Raw genomic sequence first — 16513 nt, forward strand, 5'->3', positions numbered from 1 at the left:
ACAAACACGCCTCCGGCGGTAGCATCGGGAGACCTACTGGGACGTCGCGTCTCGGTAGACGGGCGTCGGCGGCCCCACTTCCCCTCCGCCGGTGCCGAGAGGAGCGCCCACCCGTGCCCGGCGAGCAGCCCGACCGCGACCCGACCCCCGACGCCGTGATGCCCACCGGCGCGCCCCGCTCCGCCCGGCGGCAGCGCAGCGACGCGGCGCTCAACTACACGCGCCTGGTGTCGGCGGCGATGCGCGTCCTGCGCGAGCAGCCCGACGCCGGCATGGAGCGGATCGCCGCCGCGGCCGAGGTCGGCCGGGCCACGGCCTACCGGCACTTCCCGCGCCGCAGCGACCTCGTGGCCGCCGCCGCGCAGCAGGCCCGCGACGACGCCGAGGCCAACGAGCGCGACGCGCTGCGCCCCGCCGGCGAGCTGGCCGGCACGACCCCCGCGGTGCTCGACGTCGCCGACGTCCTCAACAAGGTCCCGCCGCACCTGCTCGGCGAGCAGATCGTCGCCGAGGCCCGCCGGCTGGCCGGCGTCGAGGAGGTCGCGCTCTACGTCGTCGACATCGACGGCTCGCGCCTGCTGCGCCTGCACGGTCCCGACGGCTTCCCCGCCGAGCTGCCGGTGTCGCTGGGCGTCGGCCCCGAGCTGCCGCGCAGCGCGATCGCGAGCCTCCGGCACGTCGTCGGCGAGCGGATGCCCGGCGCGGCCGTCGTGCCGATGTACCTGCGCGGCCGGGCGACGGGCGCCCTGATCGCGGTCGGTGCGCGGGAGGAGGCCCTCCAGGATCTGGCCCGTCAGGGCGCCGCCGCGCTCGGGCTCGGCGGGGCCTACACCGACGTCTTCGCGTCGGCCGCCCGCCGCCAGCGCATCTCGCCCGCGTCGGAGATGCAGCAGAACCTGCTGCCCCCGCGGGTCGCCCGGATCGGCGGTGCCGGGCTCGCCGGCAACGTCCTGCCCTCCTACGACGTCGGCGGCGACTGGTTCGACTACGCCGAGAACCCCGACGGCGCCTGGATCGGCATCGCCGACGCGGCCGGCAGCGGCCCCCGCGCCGCCGGCCTGGCCGCGGTCCTGCTCGGGGCGTTCCGCGCCGGCCGGCGCAACGACCACGACCTCGCCGGCACCGTCGGCCTGATGGACCGCACGCTCACCGGCCTGGGGATGCCCGACGCCACGGCCACGGCGATCGTCGCCCGCTGGGACGCCGGGTCGTCCGAGCTGACGTGGATCAACCGCGCGCACCCCGAGCCGATCCTGATCAGCGCGGACGGACGCGCCGAGCGCCTCGGGGCCGGCACCGGCGAGGTCCTGGGCGTCGCCGGTGAGGACGACGAGGGCCGGGGCGCCGGCGGCGTGCCCGTCAACACGCGGCGGCTGGAGCCCGACGACCGCGTGATCCTCTACTCCGACGGGATCCGTGACCGGCCGACCGGCGGCGGGCGGACGTTCGGGGCGGCGGGCATCGTCGCCGCGGCGCGCACCGCGCCCAACCCGACGGCCGCCAACACCGTCACCGCGATCGAGGCCGCCGTGCTCCACGCGTCCGACGAGCCGCTGACCGACGACGCCACGCTGGTCGTCCTCTCCCCGACCGGCGGCGCGGGCGGCACCACGCGACCGTCGGGCTGACGGCCCGCTACCGGCACGTCGCGGGCGTCCATCGGGTAGGAAGTGACGTACGCATCCACGGGAGCCCGCGGTCCTCACCGGCGGCCGGCTCCCCGGGCCCACCCCGAGGGGACGGGTCCTTATCCCTAGGTGACGACCGACGGCCTACCGTCGTCGGGGACGTACCGCCCGTACCGCCGGAGACCGCACCGTGAGCACGCCGCACCCCCCGACCGACCCGCAGGCCACGCAGCCGGTGGCCAGCACGCCGATCGAGGACGCCGCACGCGACCTGGAGGCCGTGCTGCACGAGGTCAAGCGGGTCGTGATCGGCCAGGACGCGATGCTCGAGCGGGTGCTCGTCGCGCTGCTGTCCGGCGGCCACGTGCTGCTGGAGGGCGTCCCCGGCCTCGCCAAGACGCTGACGGTCAAGACGCTCTCGACCGTGCTCGGCGGCCAGTTCCGCCGCGTGCAGTTCACGCCGGACCTCGTCCCCGCCGACCTCGTCGGCACGCGGATCTGGCGCCCGGACACCGGCACGTTCGAGACCCAGCTCGGCCCGGTCTTCGGCAACCTGCTGCTCGCGGACGAGATCAACCGCGCGCCCGCCAAGGTCCAGTCGGCGCTGTTGGAGGTCATGCAGGAGCGCCAGGTCACGCTCGGCGGCGAGACCTTCCCGCTGCCGTCGCCCTTCCTCGTCCTCGCGACGCAGAACCCGATCGAGTCCGAGGGCACCTACCCGCTGCCCGAGGCCCAGGTCGACCGCTTCCTGCTGAAGGTCGTCGTCGGCTACCCGACGATCGAGGACGAGGCCTCCGTCGTCCACGCGTCGGTCGGCGTGCCCGAGGACGTGCGCCAGATCATCACGCCGGAGCGGCTGCTCCAGCACCGCGACACCGTCCGCGGCGCCCACGTCGACCCGCAGGTCGTCCGCTTCGCCGTCGCGCTGGCCGACGCGACCCGGCACCCGGAGCGCTACGGCCTCGGCGAGCTGCGCGGCGCGATCGACGTCGGGGCGAGCCCCCGCGGGCCGATCGGCCTCGTCCAGGCAGCCCAGGCCCTCGCGGTGCTGCGCGGCCGCGACTACGTGACGTCCCGCGACGTGCGCGCCCTGGCGCTCGACGTCCTGCGCCACCGGCTCGTCCTCTCCTACGAGGCGCACGCCGACGGACTGACCCCGGACGACGTCCTCGAGCGCGTGCTGCGCGCCGTGGACCCCAACGGCGGCGAGCCCGCGCCGCTCTTGGCGGAGGCCCAGGTCCCGTCGTCGGGCGACGGTCGCTGGAGCGACGGCCCCGCCGCGCCGGAGCGCCACAACGGTCGCACCGCCGCGACCGACGTCGCCTGAGGCCCGCGTGAGCGACCTGCTCATCGACCCGCCCGGGCGGCAGGGACCGGGCCGGATCGGCGGCCACGCCGTCCGGGCGCTCGAGCTCGCGCTGGCCCGCCGCAGCGACGGCGTCCTGCCGGGCGAGCACCGCTCCGCCGGCCTCGGCAGCGGCACCGAGCTCAGCCAGCTGCGCCCGTACGTCGAGGGCGACGACGTCCGCCACCTCGACCCGGCCGCCAGCGCGCGGACGGGCGAGCCGCACGTGCGCCTGCACGTCCCGGAGCGCACGCTGACCACCTGGATCGCCCTGGACGTGTCCGCGTCGATGGCGTTCGGCACCACCCGCCGGCTGAAGTCCGACGTCGCCGAGGGCGTCGTCCGCGTCGTCTCGCGGCTCGGCGTCCGCCGCGGCGGCCGGGTCGCGCTGCTGCGCTGGGGCGCCGACGCGTCCGCCACGCGCGTCCTGCCGCCCAAGGGCGGGCGGCCGGCGCTCGGCGCGGTCGACCGCGCGCTGGCGGAGGGCGTCGCCGCGGACCGGTCGATCCACACCGAGGACCTCGCCGGCGCGCTGGAGCGGCTGCACCGCGTGGCGCGGCGGCCGGGGCTCGTCGTGATCGCGTCGGACCTGCGCGACGACTCGCGCTGGGAACGCTCGCTGTCGATGCTGGCCCGCCAGCACCGCGTGATCGTCGCGGAGGTCTCCGACCCGCGCGAGCAGGCCCTGCCCGACGCCGGCATCGTCGTGATGGTCGACCCCGAGAACGGCGACCACGTCGAGGTCGACACGTCGTCGCCCCGCGTCCGCGAGGCGTTCGGCCGCGCCGAGGCCGAGCGGCGCGCCGACGTCGCGGAGCGGCTGCGGCGCTGCCGCGTCCAGCACCTCGCCGTCAGCACCGACGGCGACTGGCTGCGCGACCTCGGGCGGGCGCTGCGATGACCGTCGCCACCCCGCTGGCGTTCGCGCTGGACGCGCCGCTCTTCCTGCTGACGCTGCTGGTGATCCCGGCGGGCCTCTACGCCATCCACGCCGCCCGGGCTCGGCGGCTGCGCTCCGCCATCCGGATGCCCGCGACCGCCACGCTGAAGGCCGTCGTGGCCGGCCAGCCGTCGCACCGCCGGTGGCTGCCGATCGCGCTGCTGGCCCTGACCGTCGCGCTCCTGTCGGTCGCGCTGACGCGCCCGGAGGTCACGGTCTCCTCCCCCGTCTCCCGCTCCACGGTGACGCTCGTCATCGACTCCTCGGGCTCGATGGCCGCCGACGACGTCCAGCCGTCCCGCATGGACGCCGTGAAGAGCGCCGCGAAGCAGTTCGTGAAGGGGATCCCGAAGCAGACGCGCATCGGCCTCGTCGGCTTCTCCGACACCCCGAACGTCGTGCAGGAGCCGACGACCGACCGCGGCGTCGTGCAGCGGGGCCTCGACGCCCTGCAGGCCAGCGGCGGCACGTTCACCCAGGACGCCCTCGACGTCGCCCTCGACGCGATCCGGGCGGAGGGCGACCCGAGCAAGAACGACGGCACCCGGCCGCCCGGCGCGATCGTCCTGCTCTCCGACGGGACCCCGCAGCGCGGCCAGGACCCCCTGATCCCCGCGCAGCGCGCCAAGCAGGACCACATCCCGATCTACACCGTGTCCCTGGGCACGCCGCAGGGCACGGTCACCTACTCCGACGGCAGCGTCGTCGAGGTGCCTCCCAACCCCGAGCTGATGCGCCAGATCGCGCAGATCTCCGACGGCGAGTCGTACTCCGTCGCCGACGCGGGCGAGCTGAAGAAGATCTACGAGTCGCTCGGCACGCGCGTGGCGTCCGAGGCCGAGCAGCGCGAGATCACGGCCGGCTTCGCGGGCGGCGGGCTCCTGACCCTGGCGCTGGCGCTCGGGCTGGGCCTGCGCTGGCGCAGCCGGGTGGCGTAGAGCCACTACCGTCCCTGAGGTGCCCGAGCCCGCCGACGCCCCACCCGCCGCAGACGCGGGCCTCGAGGCGGACCTCGTCGCCCGGCCGCTCGACGCGCGGGACTACAGCCGCCGGACGCTGCTGGCCAACGAGCGGACCTACCTCGCCTGGTGGCGGACCGGCCTGACGTCGCTGGCCGCGTCGCTCGCCGCCGCCCGGGTCGTCCCGGAGCTCGCGGACGCGAAGCACCGCTGGCCCTACACGCTGCTGGGCGTGCTCTTCGCGCTGGCCGGCGTCCTGGCGATCGCCTACGGCCACCGGCGCCGGATCGCCGTCGAGGACGCCCTCCGCCGCGGCGCGTTCCCGCTGCTGGACCGCACGGTCACCCTCGTGCTCTCGGCGCTCGGCGTCGCGATCGGCCTCGGGATGCTGGTCCTGATCGTGCTCGAGACGTAGGGCGCGCCCTCAGCCGTCCGCGCGGCCGGTCTCCCGCGCCACGCGGGCGTCCTTCTCGTGCGACGACGCCAGGAGGGCCTCCTGGGCGCGGAGGATCGCCGCCGTGCGGTCCGGGTCGCCGGTGGCGAGGATGCGGGCGGCGAGCAGGCCCGCGTTGCGCGCGTTGCCGATGCCCACGGTCGCGACGGGGACGCCCGCGGGCATCTGGACGATCGAGAGCAGGGAGTCCATCCCGTCGAGGTGCTTGAGCGGGACCGGGACGCCGATGACGGGCAGCGGGGTGGTCGACGCGAGCATGCCGGGCAGGTGGGCGGCCCCGCCGGCGCCGGCGATGATCACCTGGATCCCGCGCTCGTGGGCCTCGGTGCCGTAGGCGATCATGTCGCGCGGCGCGCGGTGCGCCGAGACGACGCGGACCTCGTGGGCGATGCCGAACTCGTCGAGCGCCTCGGCGGCGGCGAGCATGGTCGGCAGGTCCGAGTCGCTGCCCATGACGATGCCGACGACGGGGGTGCTCATGCGGTGCTCCGGGTGGTGGTGCGGCGGGCGGTGACGGGGATCACGACGCCGTCCCCTCGAGGATCTCGACGGCGCGCCACGCGGTCGCGCGGGCGGTCGCCGCGTCGGGGCCCAGGGCCGTGACGTGGCCGAGCTTGCGGCCGGCGCGCGCGCCCTTGCCGTACAGGTGGACGTGCGCGCCCGCGACCGCGAGCGCGGCCGGCAGGCGTTCGCGCGGGTCGCTCCCGTCGGCCGGGCCGACGACGTTGACCGTCACCGCGGCCGGGGCGGTCAGCGCGGTCGAGCCCAGCGGCCAGTCCAGCGCGGCGCGGACGTGCTGCTCGAACTGCGACGTCACGGCGCCCTCGATCGAGTAGTGCCCCGAGTTGTGGGGCCGCATCGCCAGCTCGTTGACCTGCAGCCCGTCGGGGGTGAGGAAGAGCTCGACGGCGACGAGGCCCGTCGCGCCGATGTGCTCGACGATCCGCAGCGCCAGGTCCGACGCCTCGGCGGCCAGGGCCGGGTCGACCCCGGCGGGCGCGACGAGCTCGCGGAGCATCGCGTCGACCTGGACGGTCTCGACCACCGGGTACGCCACGGCGGTGCCGTCGGAGGTGCGGGCGACCTGGACCGCGAGCTCGCGGACGATCGTCAGCGCCGGCTCGACGAGCGCGCCGTCGGGGAGGGGCGCGAGGAACTCGTCGGCCTCCGCGACGTCCGCGATCACGCCGACGCCGCGGCCGTCGTAGCCGCCGCGCGGGGCCTTCAGGACGACCGGCCAGCCGTGCGTCGCGGCGAACGCGGCGACCTCGTCGGCGGTCCGTGCCTGCTCGAACGGCGGGACCGGGAAGCCCGCGGCGCCCAGGCCACGGCGCTGGTGGAGCTTGTCCTGCGCGTAGAGCTTCGCCGTGGGCGTGGGGACGAGCCGGTGGCCCTCGTCGACGAGCGTCTGCAGCAGCGCGTTGTCGACGCCCTCGAACTCGAACGTCACGACGTCCACGCCGGCCGCGAAGGCGCGCAGGACGTCGAGGTCGCCGTGGTCGCCGACGAGCGCCTCGGCCCCCGCCAGCACCGCGGCGTCGCCGGGACCGTCGGCCAGCAGCCGCAGGTCGACGTCGAGCGCGATCGCGGCCTGCTGGTCCATCCGCGCGAGCTGGCCCGCGCCGAGGATCCCCAGTCGCGGGCGACGCGGTGCGCCCTCCGGGGCGGGCGGACGCGGGTTCAGGAGGTCGGCCATGCGGGACGTAGGGTAGTTCGCGGGCGGTGGCCGGCGGCGCGAGGGCCGCGTCGTCGCCTCAGCCTGGAGCCACCGGCCTCAGTCCGCCGCGCCCGCCGCCGGCGCCTCGACGTGCTCCGCCGCCCAAGACGCGAGGAACCGCAGCGCCTGGTGCGCGGGAGTCCCGGGCTCCGCGGAGTAGATCGTCAGGTGCTGCTCGGGGTCCGCCGGGCAGGCGAGGGTCTGCCAGTCCAGCGCCATGTCGCCGGCGACGGGATGGCGGAAGGTCTTCGTCCCGGTGGCGGCGCTCTGCACGTGGCGGGCCGCCCACCACTCGCGGAAGTCGGCGTTCTTCATCGAGAGCTCGCCGACGAGGCTTGCCAGGCGCGGGTCGTCGGGGAACTGCGCGGCCTCGAGCCGCAGCGACGCGACGCACATCCGGCCGACGCTCTGCCAGTCGGGGAAGAGCCCCTGGACGTCGGGGTCGGTGAACATCATCCGCATGTAGTTGCGGCGCTGCTCCGGGATCGCGCCGAAGTCCGCGATCAGCGCCGCGGCGAGGGGGTTCCAGCCCAGGATGTCGTGGTGGCGGCCGACCACCAGCGCGGGGCTCTCGGTCAGCTGGTCCAGCAGCCGGCGCATCTGGGGGTGCAGGCGCTGCGGGGCGCGGCGCCGGGGCCGGTCGCTCGTCCGGCCGGCGAGCCCGAGCAGGTACGCCGTCTGGGTCTCGTCGAGCGAGAGGACCCGGCCGATCGCGTCGAGCACCGGGCCCGACGCGCGGATGCGGCCCTGCTCGATGCGCGTGTAGTAGTCGGTGCTGATCGCGACCAGCTGCGCGACCTCCTCGCGCCGCAGGCCGGGGACCCGCCGCGGCGTGCCGGTGTCGGGCAGCCCGACCGCGTCCGGCGAGAGCTCCGCGCGGCGGGCCTTCAGGAACGCGCCGAGCTCGTTCCGGTTGGCGGTGCCGTCGCTCATCCGCGCATTGTCCCACCGGGCGCGCGTCCTCCGAGGGGGACAGTTCGCTCCCCGGGAGCGATCCCTCCCGGGACGGAACCCGCCGCTTCACGCCCGCCCCGGTCGGTGGCATCGTGCAGACCGTGAACATCACGCGCAACACGCTCCCGACCGCGGCGGGGCCGGCCGACTGGTTCACCGGATCGGTCTTCATCGACACGATCGCGGCGCCCGAGGCGTCGTCCCGCCTGTCGGCGGCCAACGTCCACTTCACCCCGGGTGCCCGCACGGCGTGGCACACGCACCCCCACGGCCAGACCGTCTGGGTGACCGAGGGCGTCGGCCTCTGCCAGCGCGAGGGCGGCCCGATCGAGGTCATCCGTCCCGGGGACCGCGTCTTCTTCGCCCCCGGCGAGAACCACTGGCACGGCGCGTCCGCGACCCGCTTCATGGTCCACGTCGCGATGCAGCAGGCCGACGACCACGGCGTCCCCGTCGTCTGGGGCGCACACGTGACCGACGAGCAGTACGCCGCGCAGCCGTCGATCGACGGCTGAGCCACCCGGCACTCCCTCCCTCCCACCCAAGGACCTCCCTATGTCGAACGCCTCCGCCTACGGCGGTACCTCCGCCACCGATCCCCTCTCGGCGCTCACGATCGAGCGCCGCGACGTCGGCCCGCACGACGTCCACATCGACATCAAGTTCTGCGGCATCTGCCACTCCGACATCCACACCGTCCGCGGCGAGTGGGGCGAGATCCAGTACCCGCTCGTCCCCGGCCACGAGATCGCGGGCATCGTCGCCGCGGTCGGGTCCGACGTCACCAAGCACGCGGTCGGCGACCGCGTCGGCGTCGGCTGCATGGTCGGCTCCTGCGGCGAGTGCGTGAACTGCGAGAAGGGCGACGAGCAGTACTGCCTCCGCGGCAACACGGGGACCTACGGGTCCACGGACGTCGACGGCACGATGACGCAGGGCGGGTACTCGTCCGACGTCGTCGTCAACGAGGACTTCGTCGTCCGCATCCCCGACGGCCTCGAGCTCGACGCCGCCGCCCCGCTGCTCTGCGCCGGCATCACGACGTACTCGCCGCTGCAGCACTGGAACGCCGGCCCGGGCAAGCAGGTCGCGGTCGTCGGCTTCGGCGGCCTCGGTCACATGGCCGTGAAGATCGCCCACGCGATGGGCGCCGAAGTCACCGTCCTCTCGCAGACCCTCAGCAAGGAGGCGGACGGCAAGCGCCTGGGCGCCGACCACTACTACGCGACGAGCGACGAGTCGACGTTCGAGACGCTCGCGGGCCGCTTCGACCTGATCATCAACACGGTCAGCGCCCAGATGGACATCAACAAGTTCATCCGCATCCTCGCGACCGACGGCGCGCTGGTGAACGTCGGCGCGCCGCCGGAGCCCATGGACGTGGCGGTCTTCGGCCTGCTCCTGCAGCGCCGGACCTTCGCCGGGTCCGCCATCGGCGGCATCCGCGAGACGCAGGAGATGCTCGACTTCTGCGCCGAGCACGGCATCGCGCCGGAGATCGAGGTCATCGACGCCGAATCGATCAACAAGGCCTGGGAGCGCGTCATGAAGTCCGACGTCCGCTACCGCTTCGTGATCGACTCCTCGACGCTGGCGACGGCCTGACCGGGTAAACGGTCCGCGCGCCGCCGCGGACCCTCGCGAGCGCGCCGCCGGTGGCGCGCCGCCCGGCCGCTCACGCGCCCCGCAGTCGCTGGACCGTCGCGACCCCGGCGACGCCGCTCGGCTCGAGGCCGTGACCGGCCTGGAAGCGCCGGACCGCGTCGACGGTCGCGACGTTCCAGGCGCCGGTCACGGCGGCCGGCGGCAACAGGCCGAGGTCGACGAGGCGCTCCTGGGCCTCGCCGGCGTGGATGGCCGGGACGACGTCGGCGGCCGACGCCGCGCCGGGCATCAGCGCGACGGCGAGCAGGCGCGGCGTCGGGCGGCGGCGCGGGCGGAGGGCGGGAAGGGGCTGGGCGATGGTGCTCATGGCCCGACCGATCCTCTGGAACGCCTCGGACGGCGTGCAAGCGAACGTGCGTTCGTGCCGATCCGGGGCCCGTTCGCCCGTGTTCGGACAGCGTTCGGGGTGGCCGGAACGCGTCCACGCCGGCCCGGCCTCGATCCCCCGGGCGCCACCGCCCTCGCGGGGACTGGTCGTCATTCCCTCGCCCAGGGCGACCCCACGACGACCACCCCCCGGCGCCGGGCCGTCGTCACGGGACTGGTCGTCATTCCCTCGCCCGGCGCGAACCCACGACGACCACCCCCACCCCGGGTGCCCTACAGAGGGCGCTCTGCGTGCGATCGCAGCCTGCGGCCCGCCCACCATCGGCCACCGATACTGGCCGTCCCATCAACGCATCGTCCACCCGTTGACGTTCGCCCCGCACAACTGATCCGTCGATTACAACGGAGACCGTGCCGTTTCGCACCGTCTCCGCAGCGCCGACCCGCGTCGCCCACCAGGCCCGACTACCGCCCCGGCAGGCGGCGCCCCTCCGTGCCCGGAACCGCACGGTCTCCGACGACATCGTCGACGAGCTGACCCGCCTCAGCACCGAGATGACCGCCCGTCACCCGGTCACGAGCGCCGAGATCCTGGCAGTCGCGGACCAGATCGCCGAGCTCCGCACGCGGCTGGAGTTCTCGGCGATCGTGCTCGGGGGCTGAGGCACCGCGACGACGGCGCTCGCCCGTCGGAGCAGGCATCGACGGCGTCGGAACGCCCACCGTCCTCAGGCGCCGCGGGCCGCCCCGGTCAGCGCTCGCAGCCGACGCCGTCGTGGTCGGCGTCGAGGCGGTAGTGGTCCTGGCCGACGACCCGGACCGGGCCGCGCACGTAGTACGGCCCGTTGCCGCTCCCACCCGCGCAGTCGTAGTCGGAGACGTTGGGCTTCAGGCAGCGCCCTCGATAGTTCGGGTCGCACCGCTGCTTCTTCTTGCTCGCCTTGGCGACGACGGCTGGGTGGGCGCTGCCGGTGGCGGCCGCCGGGACGGCGATGCCGACCGACGCGGACAGGGCCAGGACGATCAGGACGGAACGACGCATGGTGGTGCTGCTCCTCGTGAGGTGGGCACCGGTGTCGTCGGCCCGGGCGGCAGCGTCCTTGCGCAGAAGCCGGAACCCTCGACGAATGGGGCGGGTAGCGCACCGAGCGGCTCGCGCAGGGATGTGGAGTTGATCGCTACATGGCACGGCTCTGTGATCGCTACTTGGCGCCGCTTGCCGGCCGCACGGGTGACCTCGAGCCCTTCGCGGGTGCGCATGCGGATCAGGTCGGACTCGAACTCGGCGACCATCGCCAGACGTTGAAGAGCAGCCGCCCGACGGGGTCGGTCGGGGAATCGTCCTGCCCTCCAGCGCGGAAGCCGTCGCGGGATCGGCGCCGGCCTCCAGCGCGCCGCGCTCACGCCCGGCGGCGTCTTCCCAGCGTGCCGTCCACTCCCGCTGCCACCGGTCGTCGTCCACGACCTCGAGCACGCCACCGAGGTCGAAGACCGCCGCCCGGACCGTCATCGACGCACCGTACCCGGCCGCTCCGGCCTGGCCCGCGCCTCGATCGTGCATCGTCCCTCGGGTTCACCGCGCGTCCTCGGCGGGACGGTGCCCGTCCTGCATGCCGGCGGGTTCAGAAGGCGATTCCGACAAGAACTGACGGATGGCGGTGCCGACGGCATCGGGTTGTTCGAGCCACGGCGAGTGTCCGGCGCGCTCTATCTCGCAGAACCGGCCGGCGGGGGCAAGGTCAGCGACCCGGCGGGTTCGGCTGGGGTCGGCGTCGTGGTCTCCGTGCAACACCAAGACCGGCGCCGCCAGGTGCCGCAAGGACGTTTCCACCGGTCCCTCCAGCTCATGCTTCAGGCTCGCGGACACCTCGCGAAACACGCGCGGGTCGCGCGGAAACGCGTAGAGCGGCTCACGGGCGAGCACTTCCGCTGCGCGGGCGGGATCAGCGAAGTCCGTCTGCCACATCAGTCGAAGAACGCGCCGCTGCGCATCGGGCGAGAGCGGATGGTCCTGCGACTCGAGAAGGGCGAGTTCCGCGCGCTCGGCGTCGGTCAACCGAGCGAGGCGGTGTCGCCGGGTCTCCTCTTGCCAGCCCCACCTGATTCCGGTGCCAGCGACATAGAGCACTGCGTCGACGCGGTCAGGGTGGGCCAGCGCGTAGAGCACGGCAAGCGTCGCGCCCCACGAGTGCCCACCAACGACCCACCGGTCGTGGCCCCAGTGCCGCCGCAGCACCTCAAGGTCCGCAACGAACGTCGGCACGTCAAACGGTCCGCTGGTGGAGGACCGTCCAGCTCCTCGCTGATCGAAGCGATGGACCCGGAACTCGTCGTCGATCAGCGACGCCAACGGACCGAGGTTGTCCGAGAGGCCTGGGCCTCCATGGCACAGGACTAGGGGCGGACCAAGGCCGTGGGTGACGGTCCACAGAGACCCACCCGGAACCTCCACCTGCTCCTCACGCACCGGTCGACCGTAACGCTCAGAGCGGCTAACGCGTCACGCGTCCCAGCAACCCATCCCTTCCGGACGGCGGGCCAGCGCCAACGAGCGCTGCGACGTTCGCGCCACATAGCGATCAACTTCACAGCCAGGGCGTCCGCGTTTCGACGCCGGAGAGGCCAGAACCCCTGTTGCAGACAGCGTCCTGTGAGGTGGAGCCTGGGGGATTCGAACCCCCGACCCTCTGCTTGCAATCAGGTGGTTTGGCGGTTTCCGGCGAGTTGAGCCCGCTATTTCTAGCGCTCGAGCGCGGCGAGGACGTCGTCCGCGAGGAGCGCGACCGCCGCGGCCACGACCGCCGGATCGCCGACGAGCTCTTCCGCCCGGCCCGCCATCGTCGCCCCGAGCGCGTCGGGCCGACCGAAGAGCTCGGCGAGGTGCACGACGGCGGCGGTCGTGATAGGCCCGGCCAGCTCGTCGGCGGTCAGGGTCGTCAGCGTGTCGGCGAGCTTTGCGGTGTCCGTCGCGACGAGCAGGCGATAGACGTCGTGCGCGTCCTTGTCCACGAGCCGACCTGGGTCGTCGACGCGCTCGGCGAGCTTGTGCAGCTTGGAGACCAGGAGCGCCGAGGGGCCGGCGACCGCGATCTCGATCGATCGGGCGTCGGACCGGTCGAGCGCCGTCACGGTCATGGGTGCGTGATCGACGACTGCTGCCTCGAGTCCCGGCGTACGGCGCGTCGAAGCGTTGTCGTGCGGCGGGATCCGCGCGCCACGCCGACCGCGCTTCCCGGGGCCGGCGAGGGCCTCCGGCACCATCAGATCCACCGGGATCCCGGTGCGCGAGAGCCAGCTGCCCGGCTGCGGGCGGGTGACGTCGAGATGGAACCCGGCGCTGCGCATGACCCGGTCGAGCAGCGGCTCGTCGTCCAGGATGCGGGGGTCGATCGCGAGGTCGCTGTCCTTCGTCGCCTCGGCGAGCGCAACCGGTGCGTTGCCGGTGTGGAGGTAGACCGCCTGGGCGCCGACGAGGACGAGCGCTTCCCGGTGGTCCGCCAGCGCCTCCAGTGCGTCGAGGAGCGCCGTCCGTGCGGCGACGAGCAGGTCAGCGCCGCCAGGCATCTTCGTTGCCCTCCATCCAGTCGAGCAGCGCGACCGCCTCGCCCGGGTTCCGGCCCGGACCGGTGAGCAGGTCTACCGCGACCTGACTCGCAGCCGCCATCCGGAGCCCGTCGACGGTCTCCCCGCGGTCGAACACGACGTCGAAGGCGGCGGACGCCAGCGCGACGTTCGCACCTCGCTCGACCTCGCGCAGCCCGAGCGCGTCGGCGACCTCCGCGGTGTCGCGGACGTAGAGCGTGGCGAGTCGCGCCGGCGCGTAGGACGCCAGGCGCTCCGCGGCGACCGTGCCGGTCAGGACGTAGCCGAGCGCGGGGTTCGCCCTCAGCTTCTCGGTGAGAGCCGACAGACCGCGGGGCTCGAGGAACGTCCGGACCGCGTTGGTGGACGCGACACCGTAGTCCTGACTCCAGCGCTCCAGCACCGCCCGCCAGCGGACCGCGGTGATCGGCCCGTACCGCTCACGGTCGAGGAGCGCTTCGCTCTCCAGGAACTCGACCACGCGATACGTCGCCCCTCGCGAGGCACCGGCACGATCCGCCAGGTCCGGCACCGCGTACGGGGGAGCGAAGTCCGCCAGCGCGCGCACCACCCGCGCCGCCGGCTGCCCCTTGAGCGTCCCCCGCGGCCGCCCCGGACCACGCCACGGATCCGCATCGGCACCGCGATCCCGCATGAAGATCGCCGGCCGCTCGAGGGCCAGATAGACGTTCCCCGTCGCGTCCGCGTATCCGGCTCCTTCGGCGATGATGCGCTCGCGCGTCTCCGGCGCGAGGTAGCGCGCGATGACGAAGGGCAAGAGTGACTTCTTCGCCAAGTCACCAGCCTGTATCGATCGCTGCAGCTGATCGAGCACGCCGAGGACGTCTCGCGTGGTCACGAGGCCCTTCACCTGGACCGCGAACGACGCGCGCGCACCACCGGGACCGTCGAGATCGAGCACGTCGTCGAAGCCGTCATCGCCACGCCACGGACGCTGTTGGCGAGCCGAGAGCGCCCAGCCCGGAGGGAGCCGCTCCTGCAGGGCTTCGATCCCCAGGCGAAGAATCTCGGCCGGGTCGGTCGGCTTCGTTGTTTCGCGAAAAGAGCTTGTTCTGCCTGAAGCGGAAGACGGCATTTACACGAAACTACCAGCGGTCCGGCGTTTTGCCTACTTCGAGTCTCGACGACACGCTCTCCAGCGCCGAGCGCCGCTCGTGCCAGCACGGATGCGAGGGCGCTGCCGGGCAGGAGGCGCAACTCAACAGCGCTGGATCCCACCTGCGTGAGACCGCTCTGGGTGCGGCGGCGCCCAGAGCGACGTCTGCTCCCAGCCTTCCGACGCGATGCCCTGACGACCCGGCTTGCCACCTGCTTCGCCCCGTGCCCGACCCGCTCGCCCCCAGCGGTGCCTGATCAGCCTGCTGCACCGAGTCCTGGCGCTCAGGGCGCTCCACGGCTCGGGTCGGCGAGATCGCGTCGCTCACTGCGATTCCGCGTCCCCACTGATCAGGCGGGTTTGCTACCCGCTCGCCTTCGCGGATCGGTTCTTCCGATGGAGCCTGGGGGATTCGAACCCCCGACCCTCTGCTTGCAAAGCAGATGCTCTACCAACTGAGCTAAGGCCCCGCGAACGGCAAGGGTAGCGAGGTGACGGCCGCGCGGCGGTGGTCGGTACCGTGGCCGCCGTGATGTCCGCCCCCGAGGGCCTCTCGCCCGCGTCCGACGGGCGCGCAGGCCGATGAGTGCCCGGTCCGACGAGCGGCGTCGACTGCCCGTGGTGATCGGGGCACTCGTCCTGGTGCTCGTCGCGCTCGCCGCGGTGATCCTCACGCGGGGTGGCGACGGCGACGGGGTCGCGCGGCAGGCGGCGACGTGTGACCGGCTCGGCGGGAAGATCACCGGGTCATCAGACGCTCGCGGGTACTGCGACGTGCCCCGTGCGCCCGGGACCGTCGAGACGGTGGTGCTGCGCGGCGACGGCGGGCTCGACGTCGGGGATCTGCGGCGTCGGCGCGCGGCCTGTGCGGCGGACCCGGACCGGGTGCGGCGGACGGCGCTCGTGCGGGCGCGCACGCGGACGGTCGACTCGTACGTCGCCTTGTCGTGGCGGGCGCCGGGCGTGTGCCGGGGGCGCGAGACGCGCGTGACCGGAGCCGAGCGCGTGCGGTTCCGACAGGCGCGGCTGCTCGACCGGGCGCGGGTCGCGCTGACGGCCGGCCGAGCGGACGACGCACTGGCCGACGCCCGGGCCGCCGACGACCTCGCGAGCACCACGGCGACGCGCGCTTCCGTCTCCCGCGCCCGCCGCGCGGTCCGCCGCACCTCGGGTCCCGGGTCCGGCAGCAGCGGCACCCAGCTCGTCTCCCCCGCCGAGTACCTCGGGCTCTCGTGCGCCGAGATCGGGCACGCGTTCCGGGTCGCCCCGGGGGCGGATCCGCCGCACGACCCGGACGGCGACGGGCAGGCCTGCGTCGGGCAGTAGTCCCGTCGCCCGCCCGCGATCGTCGACCCCCAACCCGGGTGTCGGTCGTCGCCGAGAACGTCGGTGCCGGGGCTCGCGCGCCGCCTCGGGGACCGCCCGTCCACCCCACCCATCACGCGCGGCGCCGGCCCGGCAAGATGCTCGTCGTGACGAACCGACCGGGACGGGAGAACGCGCGCGAGGAGCGACTTCGCCACCACGGGGAGGCCGTCGCCGTCGCCCTCGTCACGGGCGACGCCGGGGACGCCGAGGGCGGCACCGGCTGGCAGGGCGGGCTGCAGGCCGCCGCCGACGCCGCGCGGAACGAGTCCGCGCTGCTGCGGATCGCCGACGAGGTCTACGCCGCCGCGTCAGGGCTGCACGACCCCGACCGCGTGACCGCCTTCGCGACCGCCGCGCTCGAGGGCTCCGACGGCCCCCTGGCCGTCGCGTTCCTCACCGGGATGCTCGAGGGCACGAGCGAGGACCCGGAGCTCGACGGGGTGCACTGACCCCACCG

General features: G+C 74.2%; 18 protein-coding genes, 1 tRNA gene and 1 pseudogene. 10 read left to right on the forward strand and 10 right to left on the reverse strand.

The window, feature by feature from the left end:
• Positions 1-113 precede the first annotated feature (113 nt).
• The 5 genes from AB0L40_RS07785 to AB0L40_RS07805 all read left to right on the forward strand — a co-directional run bounded on the left by AB0L40_RS07785 (position 114) and on the right by AB0L40_RS07805 (position 5287).
• Entirely contained in the window at positions 114-1628 is a 1515-nt protein-coding gene (locus tag AB0L40_RS07785; protein ID WP_364351687.1) for a SpoIIE family protein phosphatase, read from the forward strand.
• A gap of 235 nt (positions 1629-1863) precedes the next feature.
• Positions 1864-2955: a MoxR family ATPase gene (locus AB0L40_RS07790; RefSeq protein ID WP_364351786.1), complete on the forward strand. Its 1092-nt coding sequence runs from the start codon at positions 1864-1866 to the stop codon at positions 2953-2955.
• Between the two features lie 7 nt (positions 2956-2962).
• On the forward strand, positions 2963-3874 hold the full coding sequence (locus tag AB0L40_RS07795; protein WP_364351690.1) for a DUF58 domain-containing protein: 912 nt from the start codon (positions 2963-2965) through the stop codon (positions 3872-3874).
• The gene (locus tag AB0L40_RS07800) at positions 3871-4851 is read left to right on the forward strand and encodes a VWA domain-containing protein (RefSeq protein ID WP_364351693.1); all 981 of its coding nucleotides are present in this window, start codon (positions 3871-3873) and stop codon (positions 4849-4851) included. Before AB0L40_RS07795 ends, AB0L40_RS07800 begins: the two co-directional genes overlap by 4 nt.
• Before the next feature lie 19 nt (positions 4852-4870).
• Positions 4871-5287, forward strand: a complete 417-nt coding sequence (locus AB0L40_RS07805) for a DUF202 domain-containing protein (protein WP_364351696.1) — start codon at positions 4871-4873, stop codon at positions 5285-5287.
• Positions 5288-5296: 9 nt separating this feature from the next.
• Here AB0L40_RS07805 and purE read toward each other — a convergent pair whose 3' ends face one another.
• From purE to AB0L40_RS07820, 3 genes are all read right to left on the reverse strand, one after another.
• A complete protein-coding gene (gene purE, locus AB0L40_RS07810) occupies positions 5297-5806 on the reverse strand; it encodes a 5-(carboxyamino)imidazole ribonucleotide mutase (RefSeq protein ID WP_364351699.1) in 510 nt (169 codons plus the stop codon).
• A gap of 40 nt (positions 5807-5846) precedes the next feature.
• A complete protein-coding gene (locus AB0L40_RS07815; RefSeq protein WP_364351702.1) occupies positions 5847-7022 on the reverse strand; it encodes a 5-(carboxyamino)imidazole ribonucleotide synthase in 1176 nt (391 codons plus the stop codon).
• Between the two features lie 78 nt (positions 7023-7100).
• Positions 7101-7976: a helix-turn-helix transcriptional regulator gene (locus AB0L40_RS07820; protein WP_364351705.1), complete on the reverse strand. Its 876-nt coding sequence runs from the start codon at positions 7974-7976 to the stop codon at positions 7101-7103.
• Positions 7977-8098: 122 nt separating this feature from the next.
• Here AB0L40_RS07820 and AB0L40_RS07825 point away from each other — a divergent pair, with 122 nt between their 5' ends.
• Both AB0L40_RS07825 and AB0L40_RS07830 read left to right on the forward strand, forming a co-directional pair.
• Positions 8099-8512 (forward strand): cupin domain-containing protein, encoded by a 414-nt coding sequence (locus AB0L40_RS07825; RefSeq protein ID WP_364351708.1) that lies wholly within the window; start codon positions 8099-8101, stop codon positions 8510-8512.
• A 40-nt stretch (positions 8513-8552) separates the two neighbouring features.
• Positions 8553-9602 carry an NAD(P)-dependent alcohol dehydrogenase gene (locus tag AB0L40_RS07830; protein ID WP_364351711.1) on the forward strand — a complete coding sequence of 350 codons (1050 nt, stop codon included), beginning with the start codon at positions 8553-8555 and terminating at the stop codon, positions 9600-9602.
• A 70-nt stretch (positions 9603-9672) separates the two neighbouring features.
• Here AB0L40_RS07830 and AB0L40_RS07835 read toward each other — a convergent pair whose 3' ends face one another.
• Positions 9673-9969 (reverse strand): peptidoglycan-binding domain-containing protein, encoded by a 297-nt coding sequence (locus tag AB0L40_RS07835; protein WP_364351714.1) that lies wholly within the window; start codon positions 9967-9969, stop codon positions 9673-9675.
• 431 nt (positions 9970-10400) lie between these two features.
• Here AB0L40_RS07835 and AB0L40_RS07840 point away from each other — a divergent pair, with 431 nt between their 5' ends.
• On the forward strand, positions 10401-10652 hold the full coding sequence (locus AB0L40_RS07840; protein WP_364351717.1) for a hypothetical protein: 252 nt from the start codon (positions 10401-10403) through the stop codon (positions 10650-10652).
• Between the two features lie 88 nt (positions 10653-10740).
• On the opposite strand, the gene AB0L40_RS07845 is transcribed toward AB0L40_RS07840, so the two are convergent.
• From AB0L40_RS07845 to AB0L40_RS07870, 6 genes and pseudogenes are all read right to left on the reverse strand, one after another.
• Positions 10741-11031, reverse strand: a complete 291-nt coding sequence (locus AB0L40_RS07845) for an excalibur domain-containing protein (RefSeq protein WP_364351720.1) — start codon at positions 11029-11031, stop codon at positions 10741-10743.
• 167 nt (positions 11032-11198) lie between these two features.
• A pseudogene (locus tag AB0L40_RS07850) lies at positions 11199-11323 on the reverse strand (recombinase family protein); the annotation flags it as partial.
• Between the two features lie 239 nt (positions 11324-11562).
• Positions 11563-12456: an alpha/beta hydrolase gene (locus AB0L40_RS07855; RefSeq protein ID WP_364351723.1), complete on the reverse strand. Its 894-nt coding sequence runs from the start codon at positions 12454-12456 to the stop codon at positions 11563-11565.
• Between the two features lie 272 nt (positions 12457-12728).
• Positions 12729-13553, reverse strand: coding sequence for a GSU2403 family nucleotidyltransferase fold protein (locus AB0L40_RS07860; protein WP_364351726.1), 825 nt, complete (start codon positions 13551-13553; stop codon positions 12729-12731).
• A complete protein-coding gene (locus tag AB0L40_RS07865) occupies positions 13537-14667 on the reverse strand; it encodes a hypothetical protein (protein WP_364351729.1) in 1131 nt (376 codons plus the stop codon). Before AB0L40_RS07865 ends, AB0L40_RS07860 begins: the two co-directional genes overlap by 17 nt.
• Before the next feature lie 418 nt (positions 14668-15085).
• Positions 15086-15158: transfer RNA gene (locus AB0L40_RS07870), tRNA-Ala, on the reverse strand.
• 112 nt (positions 15159-15270) lie between these two features.
• On the opposite strand from AB0L40_RS07870, the gene AB0L40_RS07875 reads away from it, so the two are divergent.
• Positions 15271-16014, forward strand: coding sequence for a hypothetical protein (locus AB0L40_RS07875; protein WP_364351732.1), 744 nt, complete (start codon positions 15271-15273; stop codon positions 16012-16014).
• A gap of 146 nt (positions 16015-16160) precedes the next feature.
• Positions 16161-16505, forward strand: a complete 345-nt coding sequence (locus AB0L40_RS07880) for a hypothetical protein (RefSeq protein ID WP_364351735.1) — start codon at positions 16161-16163, stop codon at positions 16503-16505.
• Positions 16506-16513 lie beyond the last annotated feature (8 nt).

Source organism: Patulibacter sp. NPDC049589, assembly GCF_040675535.1.
Lineage (GTDB): Bacteria > Actinomycetota > Thermoleophilia > Solirubrobacterales > Solirubrobacteraceae > Patulibacter.